Origin of the sequence: Mycobacterium sp., from assembly GCF_035603715.1 — a bacterium.
Taxonomy (GTDB): Bacteria; Actinomycetota; Actinomycetes; order Mycobacteriales; family Mycobacteriaceae; genus Mycobacterium.
Window position 1 is genome coordinate 1 of record NZ_DATNJW010000068.1, and the last position, 10,963, is coordinate 10,963.

12 protein-coding genes are annotated in these 10,963 nt (G+C 66.5%); 6 read left to right on the forward strand and 6 right to left on the reverse strand.

Annotated features, from left to right (window positions below):
- From VN856_RS02735 to rraA, 3 genes are all read left to right on the forward strand, one after another.
- On the forward strand, nt 1-232 hold a 232-nt coding region (locus VN856_RS02735), incomplete at its 5' end, for a copper resistance protein CopC (RefSeq protein WP_325685906.1).
- Between the two features lie 95 nt (nt 233-327).
- On the forward strand, nt 328-879 hold the full coding sequence (locus tag VN856_RS02740) for a nucleoid-structuring protein H-NS (RefSeq protein ID WP_325685908.1): 552 nt from the start codon (nt 328-330) through the stop codon (nt 877-879).
- Between the two features lie 9 nt (nt 880-888).
- Nucleotides 889-1,380 (forward strand): ribonuclease E activity regulator RraA, encoded by a 492-nt coding sequence (rraA, locus tag VN856_RS02745; protein WP_325685910.1) that lies wholly within the window; start codon nt 889-891, stop codon nt 1,378-1,380.
- Here rraA and VN856_RS02750 read toward each other — a convergent pair.
- Nucleotides 1,377-2,846, reverse strand: coding sequence for an NAD(P)/FAD-dependent oxidoreductase (locus tag VN856_RS02750; protein WP_325685911.1), 1,470 nt, complete (start codon nt 2,844-2,846; stop codon nt 1,377-1,379). The genes rraA and VN856_RS02750 overlap by 4 nt on opposite strands.
- A gap of 76 nt (nt 2,847-2,922) precedes the next feature.
- Here VN856_RS02750 and VN856_RS02755 point away from each other — a divergent pair, with 76 nt between their 5' ends.
- Nucleotides 2,923-3,567 carry a TetR/AcrR family transcriptional regulator gene (locus tag VN856_RS02755; RefSeq protein WP_325685913.1) on the forward strand — a complete coding sequence of 215 codons (645 nt, stop codon included), beginning with the start codon at nt 2,923-2,925 and terminating at the stop codon, nt 3,565-3,567.
- 20 nt (nt 3,568-3,587) lie between these two features.
- A complete protein-coding gene (gene dinB, locus VN856_RS02760; protein ID WP_325685915.1) occupies nt 3,588-4,805 on the forward strand; it encodes a DNA polymerase IV in 1,218 nt (405 codons plus the stop codon).
- On the opposite strand, the gene VN856_RS02765 is transcribed toward dinB, so the two are convergent.
- Together VN856_RS02765 and VN856_RS02770 are read right to left on the reverse strand one after the other, a co-directional pair.
- Nucleotides 4,794-5,804 carry a PHP domain-containing protein gene (locus VN856_RS02765; RefSeq protein WP_325685917.1) on the reverse strand — a complete coding sequence of 337 codons (1,011 nt, stop codon included), beginning with the start codon at nt 5,802-5,804 and terminating at the stop codon, nt 4,794-4,796. The two genes, dinB and VN856_RS02765, sit on opposite strands and share 12 nt — an antisense overlap.
- A 22-nt stretch (nt 5,805-5,826) precedes the next feature.
- Nucleotides 5,827-6,291: a hypothetical protein gene (locus tag VN856_RS02770; protein ID WP_325685919.1), complete on the reverse strand. Its 465-nt coding sequence runs from the start codon at nt 6,289-6,291 to the stop codon at nt 5,827-5,829.
- Between VN856_RS02770 and VN856_RS02775 the strand changes: the two genes are divergently transcribed.
- Nucleotides 6,290-7,138, forward strand: a complete 849-nt coding sequence (locus VN856_RS02775) for an LLM class F420-dependent oxidoreductase (RefSeq protein WP_325685921.1) — start codon at nt 6,290-6,292, stop codon at nt 7,136-7,138. The genes VN856_RS02770 and VN856_RS02775 overlap by 2 nt on opposite strands.
- Before the next feature lie 30 nt (nt 7,139-7,168).
- On the opposite strand, the gene VN856_RS02780 is transcribed toward VN856_RS02775, so the two are convergent.
- The 3 genes from VN856_RS02780 to VN856_RS02790 all read right to left on the reverse strand — a co-directional run.
- Nucleotides 7,169-7,753, reverse strand: coding sequence for an RDD family protein (locus VN856_RS02780; protein ID WP_325685923.1), 585 nt, complete (start codon nt 7,751-7,753; stop codon nt 7,169-7,171).
- 502 nt (nt 7,754-8,255) lie between these two features.
- The gene (locus VN856_RS02785) at nt 8,256-9,722 is read right to left on the reverse strand and encodes a glutamate synthase subunit beta (protein ID WP_325685925.1); all 1,467 of its coding nucleotides are present in this window, start codon (nt 9,720-9,722) and stop codon (nt 8,256-8,258) included.
- Nucleotides 9,715-10,963: glutamate synthase-related protein (locus VN856_RS02790; RefSeq protein ID WP_325685927.1), on the reverse strand; the 1,249-nt coding region annotated here is incomplete at its 5' end. The genes VN856_RS02785 and VN856_RS02790, both read right to left, overlap by 8 nt.

Genomic DNA, 10,963 nt, shown 5'->3' on the forward strand with positions numbered 1-10,963 from the left:
GTTGGGTCCGGCGGGCGACTACACGGTCAATTACCGGGTGACATCGGCCGACGGGCATGTGGTGTCGGGGTCATGGTCATTCCGGCTGACAGCCGCCGGCACTGGCACGCCCGGGCCGGCCGCGCAGCCCGCGGACGACTCGGCCGACGCCGTCCCGATCTGGCCTTTCGTCCTGGGCGCGGTGGTCCTGGTGGGCGGCGGGGCGCTGTGGTCCATCCGAAACAGGGCTTGACCCAAGGCAGCGAAACCATCTACGTAGCCCTGGCATGATGGAATCGGCTCCACCGGGCCGGGCAACCCGACAAGAAACGGCAAAGGAGCAGCCGGATGGCAGACCCGCAGGATCGACCGGACAACACGCCCGACCCCGCGCCTGAACCACCCCTGAGCACGCCCCCGCCGCCCGCGGACACGGCGCCACCCCCGCCACCCGCCAAGGAGTCGGAGCCGGCGGCCAAGGAACCGCCCGAGCCGCCGGCCAAGAAAGCGCCCGCCAGCAAAGCGCCCGCAAAAAAGGCCGCCGCCAAAGCCGCGAAGAAAGCGGCACCGGCAAAGGCCGCCAAAAAGCACGCCGCCCCGAAAAAGGCAGCGGCGAAAAAGCCACCCGCCAGTAAGGCTCCTGCGAAAAAGGCGCCCGCTAAGAAGGCGTCGGCCAAGAAGATCGCTCCGGTAGCGCCCGACACCAACGGTCAGCTCGCCGCGGCAGCCAAAGACGCTGCGGCGCATGCGAAGTCAACCATCGAAGCGGCCGCCAACCCGCTGCCCGCACAGGCCGGCCCGTCGTCGAGCGGCCGGTCGCCGCTCCCGCTCGCGGTGGCGATCGCGATCAGCCTGCTGGCCGTACTGCTGATCCGTCAGCTCCGCCGCGACGATGACTAGCATGGGCCGGTGACTGTGATCTTCCGGCCCACGGCCGATTTGGTCGACGACATCGGGCCCGACGTCCGCAGCTGCGACGTTCAATTCCGCCAGTTCGGCGCGCGGACGCAGTTTGCCGGGCCGATCACCACGGTCCGCTGCTCGCAAGACAACGCTCTGCTGAAGTCGATCCTGTCGACGCCCGGCGACGGCGGCGTGCTGGTGGTCGACGGCGGCGCCTCGTTGCACACCGCGCTGGTCGGCGACCTGATCGCGGAGCTGGCTCGGTCCAACGAGTGGGCCGGGCTGATCGTGCACGGCGCGGTCCGCGACGCCGCGGCGCTGCGTGAGATGGAGATCGGCATCAAGGCGCTCGGCACCAACCCACGTAAGAGCGAGAAGACCGGCGCCGGGGAGCGAGACGTTACGCTGAGCTTCGGCGGGGTGGAATTCGTACCGGGCGACATCGCCTACAGCGACGATGACGGTATCGTCATCGTCGCCGCGGCCAGCCCCAGCTAAACCGCCAGGACCGCAGGCGTTTTGGTGAAGCTCAGCGCCTCGTCGTCGACTTTGCCGCGCCGGATCAGCTGCAGGTCCATGAAGTAGTTCTGCTTGAGCCGCCACGGCGACACCGAGCCGGCCTTCGGCAGGTAATCCAGTGCCCGCAGCACGTAGCCGGGGGTGAAGTCCATCAGCGGACGCTCGTCGACCGAGTTCCCGGGGTGTTGCGGCACCACGGTGTCGTAATGGTTCTCGTCCATGTAATTGATGACGCGGCAGACGAACTCGGACACCAGGTCGGCCTTCAGCGTCCAGGACGCGTTGGTGTAGCCGATGGTGAAGGCCATGTTCGGCATGCCGGTCAGCATCATGCCCTTGTACGCCATCGTGTCGTTGAGCTCGACGGGTGCGCCGTTGCGCCGGATCTGGGCGCCACCGAACAGCTGCAGATTCAGACCCGTTGCGGTGATGATGATGTCGGCCTCGAGTTCTTGACCGGAGTTGAGCTTGATGCCGGTCTTGGTGAATCGGTCGATGGTGTCGGTGACGACGTCGGCCTGGCCCTTGCGGATGGTCTTGAACAGGTCGCCGTTGGGCGCCAGGCACAGCCGCTGGTCCCATGGGTTGTAGCTCGGGCCGAAGTGCTTCTCGACGTCGTAATCCTGCGGCAGGCGACGCTTGGCCATCGTCAGCAGCGTCTTGCGCATTTGGCGCGGGAACTTCCGGGAGAATTGGTACTGGAAGGTGCTGAAGGCGATCCACTTCCACCGGTTCGCGACGTGCGCGAGTTTGGTCGGCAGCCACTTGTTGGCCTGCTCGGCGAACGGGTCGCTCAGCGGCAGCGATCCGACGTAGGACGGTGAGCGCTGCAGCATCGTCACGTGGCCGGCGCCCGACTTCACCAGCGAAGGAATCAGTGTGATCGCCGTAGCGCCGGACCCGATCACCACGATCTTCTTGCCGACGTAGTCGAGATCCTCCGGCCAGTGCTGCGGATGGATCGTGGTGCCTTCGAAATCGTCGTAGCCCTCGAACTTCGGCAGGTAGCCCTCGTCGTAGTTGTAGTAACCACTGCAGGCGAACAGGAACGAACAGGTGAGCTCTTGCTGCTGGCCGTTGTTGTCGACGGTCAGCGTCCAGCGGTTGTCGGCGTCCGACCACTCGGCGGCCAGCACCTTGTGCCGGTAGCGGATGTGCTTGTCGATGCCGTTCTCGGTGGCGGTCTCTTTGATGTAGGCCTTGATCGACGCACCGTCGGCGATCGACGTCGAGGACTCCCACGGCTTGAACCGGAACCCGAGGGTGAACATGTCGGAGTCGGAGCGAATGCCGGGGTAACGGAACAGATCCCAGGTACCACCGAGGTCGTCGCGGCGCTCGAGGACCGCGTAGCTCTTGGACGGGCAGCGATCCTGCAGGTGCCAGGCCGCGCTGATGCCGGAGATGCCGGCGCCGACGATCACAACGTCGAGATGTTCAGTCATGGCGACACGCTATCAACACCGTGTCGACTGCGTCAACACCCTGTCGAAATACTCAACACCGTGTAAAGTAACGCAGGTGACGACCGTCAGCTCCAGCCGCACCTCCAGGGGCCGCCGCTCCGCGCGCCCGTCAGGCGACGACCGTGAGCTGGCCATTCTGACCACCGCCGAGCGGTTACTGGAAGAGCGCGCGTTCGCCGATATCTCGGTAGACGACCTGGCCAAGGGCGCCGGCTTGTCCCGCCCGACGTTCTACTTCTATTTCAAATCCAAAGAGGCCGTGCTGCTTTCGCTGCTTGAGCCGCTGATTACCCGCGCGGACGCTGAATACAACGGCGCAGCGCAACGCTTACCCGCGGACCCCCGGCGAGTGTGGCGGGCCGGAATCAAAGCCTTCTTCGTTGCCTTCGACTCGCACCGCGCGGTGGCCAGGGCCGGTGCGGAAGCCGTTGCCCACAGCGCAGAGGTCCGCGCGGTCTGGTCGGGGTTCATGCAGAAGTGGATCGATCAAACCGCAGCGCTGATCACAGCCGAGCGCGCACGCGGCGCTGCGCCCGAGACCATCCCGGCAGCCGATTTGGCCACGTCACTGAATCAGATGAACGAGCGCACGATGATGGCCGCTCTATCGGCCGAGCGTCCGGCCGTCGACCGCGACCGAGTGGTGGACACCCTCACTCACATCTGGGTGGCCAGCATCTACGGAGAACAGCTCCAGTAGTCACCCCTTGATGCGAACATATGTTCGTGTCACGCGCGCCCCGCCAATTGGCCGAGATCCTGCATGCGGACCTCGACTCGTTCTACGCGTCCGTCGAGCAGCGTGACGACCCTGGCCTGCGCGGCCGTCCGGTGATCGTCGGCGGCGGGGTGGTGCTGGCGGCCAGCTACGAGGCCAAGGCCTACGGCGTGCGGACCGCGATGGGCGGCGCCCAGGCCCGACGGCTGTGCCCGCAGGCCGTGGTGGTCCCGCCCCGGATGGCGGCCTACAGCCAAGCCAGCGACGCGGTGTTCGAGGTGTTCCGCGACACGTCTCCGTTGGTAGAAGCGATTTCGGTGGATGAGGCATTCATCGACGTGGGCGGGCTGCGGCGGGTCTCCGGGACGCCGGTCGAGATCGCGGCCCGGCTGCGCAGCGACGTCCGCGCCCGGGTCGGGTTGCCGATCACCGTCGGTATCGCGCGGACGAAGTTCCTGGCCAAGGTGGCCAGCCAGGAAGCCAAACCCGATGGCCTGCTGCTGGTTCCGCCCGGTCGCGAGCTCGCCTTCCTGCACCCGCTGCCGGTTCGCAGGTTATGGGGCGTCGGGACGGTGACCGCCGACAAGCTGCGTGCGCACGGCATCGACACGGTCTCCGACGTCGCGGAGCTCAGCGAGTCGATGCTGGCCTCGATGGTGGGCGGCGCGATGGGCCGGCAGCTGTACGCCCTGTCGCGCAACATCGATCGCCGTCGGGTGACGACGGGTGTGCGACGGCGTTCGGTGGGTGCCCAGCGCGCGTTGGGCCGGGCCGGCAACACCATGACGGCGGCCGAGATCGACGCGGTGGTGATCGGCCTGATCGACCGGATCGCCAGCCGGATGCGGGCCGCCGGGCGCACCGGCCGGACCGTCACATTGCGGTTGCGGTTCAACGACTTTGGCCGAGTCACCCGGTCGCACACCCTGCCCTGGGCGACCTGCTCGACACATGCCCTGCTCGAGACGGCGCGACGGCTGGTCGCGGCGGCCGCCCCGCTGATCGCCGAACGCGGACTGACGCTGGTCGGCTTCGCGGTCTCCGAGATCGACCGCGACGGCGTCGAGCAACTGACGCTGCCATTCACCACGCGGGCCGAGCCCGCCGCCGTCGACGCGGCGGTCGACCAGGTGCGTCGGCGGTACGGGAAGTCGGCGCTCACTCGCGGCGTACTCGTCGGTCGCTATCCCGGGCTGGAGATGCCGCACCTACCCGACTGATGCCGTCCACTCCAGCAGCTTCTCGACCGGCCAGGTGTTGACGATGCGCTCAACGGGGACGCCGGCGTCCAGCGCTCGCTGGGCGCCGTAGCCGAGGAAGTCGAGTTGGCCGGGCGCGTGGGCGTCGGTGTCGATGCTGAAATCGCAGCCGATCTCCAGCGCGAGGTTCAGCAGCCGGGTGGGCGGGTCGCGGCGTTCCGGCCGGGAATTGATCTCGACGGCGGTGCCGTGCTCGCGGCAGGCAGTGAACACCGCTTCGGCGTCGAACGACGACTCCGGCCGGATACCGCGGTTGCCCGCCACCAGCCGGCCCGTGCAGTGGCCGAGGACATCGGCATGCTCGTTGCTGACGGCGCGGACCATCCGGCGGGTCATCGCCGCGGAATCCATCGACAGCTTGGAATGCACGCTGGCCACCACGATGTCCAGGCGCTCCAGCAGCTTCGGCTCCTGATCGAGGCTGCCGTCGTCGAGGATGTCCACTTCGATGCCGGTCAGGATCCGCATCGGTTCAAACCGCTCGCGCAGCCGGTCGATGACGTCGAGTTGTTTGCGCAGTCGCTCCGGCGACAGGCCGTTGGCGATCGTCAAACGCGGCGAATGATCGGTCAGCGCACAGTATTCGTGGCCCAACGACGCCGCGGTGGCCATCATCTCCTCGATGTCCGCCGATCCGTCCGACCAGTTCGAGTGCAGATGCAGATCGCCGCGTAGCGCCGCCCGGATCTCTCCGCCACCGAGGTCCTCAGCGGCCGAGCGTAATTCGACCAACGCATCGGGCTCACGGCCCGACCAGGCCTGCGCGATCACCTTTGCGGTCTTGGGTCCGATGCCCGGCAGCGACTGCCAGCTGTTGGCCTGGCCGTGCCGCTCACGCGCCGCGTCGTCGAGGCCCTCGACGATGTCGGCGGCGTTGCGGTAGGCCATCACCCGCCGGGAGTCTTCTCGAGCGCGGTCTTTGTAGTAGGCGATCTGTCGCAGAGCGGCTACCGGGTCCATCTCTTCAGTGTGCCTCGCCCGGCTAGAACCATTGCCCGGCGACGAACCCGGCCAGCAGAACCGCGAAGCCGCCGACCTCGCCGACGACGAGCGCCAACATCGCCACCCGCAGCGCCCGATCGGGATGGGCGAACTGATTGTCGGTGTCGCGCTTCAGCCCGTGCTCGATGTAGCTGAGAATCGCTGCGACGAAGAAGAACACCAGTACCATCGCCGCGGTCAGGTTGACCCAGGCCGGCCACGCGCTGAATTGGACGAACACCGCGACCAGCAGCGTCGCGAACGAGTACAGCAGCGCGGCCCGATGCGCGATGTCGACGTATGGGTGGGCGCGGTGGTCGTCGGACACCAGCACCTGGCGGTACTTCCACACCCCGAGCACCAAAGCCAGCAGGAAGATCAGGCCGGCGGCCAACAAGGTAATGCTGACGTCGTAGCGCAATCCGTCGCGGCACGACTGCAAAACCTGGACTACCGTCGGGTTCATGCGATTTGCGTTCAAAACCTCTCCCCAAAACACCACCTGGGCACAGATGCTGGCGGTCTGGCAGGCCGCCGACGACATCGACGTCTTCGAGTCCGGCTGGACCTTCGACCACTTCTACCCGATCTTCAGCGACAGCACCGGACCGTGTCTAGAAGGCTGGACCACGCTCACCGCGCTGGCCCAGGCGACCAAGCGACTCCGGCTGGGCACCCTGGTCACCGGAATTCACTACCGGCATCCCGCTGTGTTGGCCAACATGGCTGCGGCACTGGACGTCATCTCCGGCGGCCGCCTCGAGCTGGGCATCGGGGCCGGCTGGAACGAGGAGGAGTCGGGCGCTTACGGCATCGAGTTGGGCAGCATCAGGGAGCGCTTCGACCGGTTCGAAGAGGCCTGCGAGGTGCTGATCAGCTTGCTCAGCAACGAGACCACCAACTTCGACGGCAAGTTCTACCAGCTCAAGGACGCGCGCAACGAACCCAAGGGGCCGCAACGCCCGCACCCGCCGATCTGCATCGGCGGCAGTGGCGAGAAGCGCACCCTGCGGATCACCGCCCGCTACGCGCAGCACTGGAACTTCGCCGGTGGGCCCCCTGAGATGTTCGCCCACAAGCGCGACGTGCTGGCGTCGCACTGTGCGGACATCGGGCGCGACCCCAAGGAGATCACCAAGTCGGCGCACCTGCGTCTGGAGCCGGACCTCAACTACGCGAAGGTGATCGAGGACGCCGCCGCGCTGGGCGCCGAAGGGCTCGATCTCGGGATCGTGTACATCCCGCCTCCGCACGACCCGGCCGTGCTGGAACCGTTGGCCGAGGCGATCCGCGACTCGGGGCTGATCACGTAAATCTCGGGCGGGCAGACGCCCCACCGATATTCAGGTGATGGGCAGGCAAACGGTGTTCAAGATTTTGTCGGCGAGCGTCTGCCTCTTCGCGTCCCAGAGCGGGAACAGGAAGCCCACGTAGCAGATGATCCCGTCAATGGCATGGGCGAGTTGGCGCACGAGGGACATGCCGAATCCGATCGGCTGGCCGGTCGCCTCGCTGACGACCTTGAACTTGAGAATCGACTTACCGATGGTCGAGCCCGTGGTGCCCTGTTTGTAGCCGTAGTTCCAGATCACGTAGACGAGACCGACCAGCGCAGAGACGAGGACCGCCGCGACGCCCAGCGTGGAGTTTCCGGTCGCACACACATCACCGAGATTGAGCCCGGAAGTATCCGTCACACAGGCGGTTTCCTGCGTGGCGGCCTCGATGCCGAGACCGATCCCCAGCAGGACGGCGTAGGGCAGTTGATCGATCAGAGTCGCGAGCACCCGCGTGATCCATGGTGTGTAGGCGGCGGCGGGCAGCGCCGCGGGCGCCGGGTATCCCTGCGGCGCCGGGTATCCCTGCGGCGGCGGGTAGTTGCCAGGAGGCGGGGGCGGGAAGTTGCCAGGAGGGGGCGTGAAGGTCATGAGCAGCCTTTCTGCGAGGGTTCGTCCAGCGGCCGGCAGAGGTGAATCGGTTGCCGGTTGACGGCGCACGCTAACAACGCCCACTTGGAATACGGTTGGACGACTGACAGTGCGGCGATCAAGAGATGCCGCAGAGATCTCTCGCAGCTCGCAAAAAGTCACGAAATGGTGACGTCGAGCAAACGCTCGCTGTTATCTGCGAGCGGTCCGGAGAGCGGTTAGACGCCGAAGCGTAGCAGCTCGTCCGCGGTTACCAGGCGCTCGAGTTTTGCCGGGAATTCGCGGCTCTTAACTGGGTGGCGGAACCATGACCAGGCGATTCGGCCGACCCGGGAACGGGCCATCGGGTTCATGTACACAGCGCTAACTCCTGCGGTCGATCAGCTCAACCGGGCCCCACACCCCGCGACGCCCGTATCGAACTATTAGACAGCCTTCGGCTGGCAAACAGTGTAGGACGCGCCGCAGAATTTATCAAATGTTTCTGCTGTGACGAATGTGACTAGCGTTGCGGGGCGGCGGTGGGCGCGATCGGCGCCGGCAGCGCAGTCTCGCCCATCAGGAACCGGTCCACACCGGCAGCCGCGGCACGGCCCTCGGCAATCGCCCAGACGATCAGCGACTGCCCGCGACCAGCGTCACCGGCAACGAAGACACCCGGCACTGACGTCTCGAAGTTGGCGCCGCGCGCCACGTTCCCTCGGTCGGTGAGCTCGACGCCCAACTCCGTCAGCAGGCCCTTGCGCTCCGGCCCGACGAAACCCATCGCCAGCAACACCAGATCGGCCTCGATCTCGAAGTCGGTGCCCTCGGTCTTGACGAATTTGCCGTCCTGCATCGTCACCTCGTGCACCTTGAGCGCAGCGACGTGACCGTCCCGGCCGATGAATTCCTCGGTGTTGACCGAGAAGACACGCTCGCCGCCCTCTTCGTGCGCCGAGGACACCCGGAACATCATCGCGTAGGTCGGCCACGGCGTGGACGGGGCGCGGGTGTCCGGTGGGCGCGGCATGATCTCGAACTGGTGGATGCTCGCCGCACCCTGACGGTGCGCAGTGCCCAGGCAGTCGGCACCGGTGTCGCCGCCGCCGATGATGATGACCTTCTTGTCCCTGGCGGTGATCGGTGGCTCACCGTCGGCGCCGAGGACGTCGTCACCCTCCTGCACCCGGTTGCCCCAGGGCAGGTACTCCATCGCCTGGTGGATGCCGTCCAGCTCGCGGCCCGGGATCGGCAGATCGCGCCAGTCGGTGGCCCCCCCGGCGAGCACCACCGCGTCGAAGTCGGAGCGCAACTGCTCGGCGGTGATGTCGACACCGACGTTGACGCCGGCGCGGAACTCGGTGCCTTCGGCCTCCATCTGCGCGAGCCTGCGGTTCAGGTGCCGTTTTTCCATCTTGAATTCGGGGATGCCGTAGCGCAGCAGCCCGCCGATGCGGTCGGCGCGCTCGAAGACCGTCACCTTGTGTCCGGCCCGGGTCAGTTGCTGCGCGGCGGCCAGACCGGCCGGACCGGAGCCGACGACGGCCACCGTCTTCCCGGTGTGCTGCTCGGACGGCAGCGGAACCACCCAGCCTTCGTCGAAAGCGTTGTCGATGATCTCGACTTCGATCTGCTTGATCGTCACCGCATCCTGGTTGATGCCGAGCACGCATGACGACTCGCACGGCGCCGGGCAGAGCCGACCGGTGAACTCCGGGAAGTTGTTGGTGGCGTGCAGCCGCTCGATCGCGTCGCGCCACCGGTCGGTGCGAACCAGGTCATTCCATTCCGGAATCAAGTTGCCCAGTGGACAACCGTTGTGGCAGAACGGAATCCCGCAATCCATGCACCGAGTCGCCTGGTGCTGCAGGGTCGAGTGCGGGAAGTCTTCGTAGACCTCGTCCCAGTCTTTGAGCCGCAGGTCCACCGGCCGGCGCTTCGGCGTTTCGCGGTGGGTGTATTTCAGGAAACCCTTGGGATCAGGCACTGGCGGCCGCCATGATCGCCTCTTCGGGGTCGGTGCCGGTACGCTCGGCGTCGGCGATCGCCTCCAGTACCCGCTTGTAGTCGCGCGGCATCACCTTGGCGAAGCGTTGCTGCTCGCCGGTCCAGTCGGCCAGGATCCGCTGGCCGACCGCGGAGTCGGTGGCATCCACGTGGGCCTGCAGCATCCCATGCAGCCAGTCAAGGTCGTCCTCGTCGAGCGCTTCCAGTTCCACCATCTCGGAGTTGAGGTTGGCTTCCAACGCGTCCTCGGGGTCGTAGACATAGGCGATACCGCCGGACATCCCTGCCGCGAAGTTGCGGCCGGTGCTGCCCAGAATCGCTACCCTGCCGCCGGTCATGTACTCGCAGCCGTGATCGCCCACGCCTTCGACCACCGCGTGCGCGCCGGAGTTGCGCACGGCGAACCGTTCGCCGACCGCGCCGCGCAGGAATGCCTGGCCGCTGGTGGCGCCGAACAGGATGACGTTGCCGCCGATGATGTTGTCTTCAGCGACGTAGTCACTCGGTGCGTTGTCGGGCGGCCGAACCACGACCCGGCCGCCGGACAGGCCTTTGCCGACGTAGTCGTTCGCGTCGCCGTAGACCCGCAGCGTGATGCCTTGCGGCAGGAACGCACCGAAGCTGTTGCCGGCCGAACCGGTGAAGGTGATGTCGATGGTGCCGTCCGGCAACCCTTGGCCGCCATAGGCTTTCGTCACCTCATGGCCGAGCATGGTGCCCACGGTGCGGTTGACGTTGGCGATCGTGGTGGAGAACCGCACCGGCTTCTGGGAGTCCAGTGCTTCCCGGCTCATCACGATCAACTGCTGGTCCAGTGCCTTGTCCAGGCCGTGGTCCTGCTTGGAGCTGTTGTACAGATCCTGGTTCATGAACGCCGATTCCGGTTCGTGCAGCACTGGCGACAGATCCAGCTTGTGCGCCTTCCAATGCGCCCGGGCCAGCGTGGTGTCCAGCGAGCCGACCTGGCCGACCGCCTCGTTGACGGTGCGGAAACCCAGCTGCGCCATGTATTCGCGGACCTCTTCGGCGATGAACAGGAAGAAGTTCTCCACGAATTCGGGCTTGCCGTTGAACCGCTCCCGCAGCACCGGGTTCTGGGTGGCCACCCCGACCGGGCAGGTGTCCAGATGGCAGACGCGCATCATCACGCAGCCCGATACCACCAAAGGTGCGGTGGCGAAACCGAATTCCTCGGCGCCCAGCAGCGCCGCGACCATCACG

Excerpts from the sequence above, each read along its gene's own strand:
- VN856_RS02750 (WP_325685911.1), bottom strand. The coding sequence starts at position 2,846 with ATGACTGAACATCTCGACGTTGTGATCGTCGGCGCCGGCATCTCCGGC.
- VN856_RS02780 (WP_325685923.1), bottom strand. The coding sequence starts at position 7,753 with ATGACCTTCACGCCCCCTCCTGGCAACTTCCCGCCCCCGCCTCCTGGC.
- VN856_RS02765 (WP_325685917.1), bottom strand. The coding sequence starts at position 5,804 with ATGGACCCGGTAGCCGCTCTGCGACAGATCGCCTACTACAAAGACCGC.
- VN856_RS02775 (WP_325685921.1), top strand. The coding sequence starts at position 6,290 with ATGCGATTTGCGTTCAAAACCTCTCCCCAAAACACCACCTGGGCACAG.
- VN856_RS02770 (WP_325685919.1), bottom strand. The coding sequence starts at position 6,291 with ATGAACCCGACGGTAGTCCAGGTTTTGCAGTCGTGCCGCGACGGATTG.
- VN856_RS02740 (WP_325685908.1), top strand. The coding sequence starts at position 328 with ATGGCAGACCCGCAGGATCGACCGGACAACACGCCCGACCCCGCGCCT.
- dinB (WP_325685915.1), top strand. The coding sequence starts at position 3,588 with ATGTTCGTGTCACGCGCGCCCCGCCAATTGGCCGAGATCCTGCATGCG.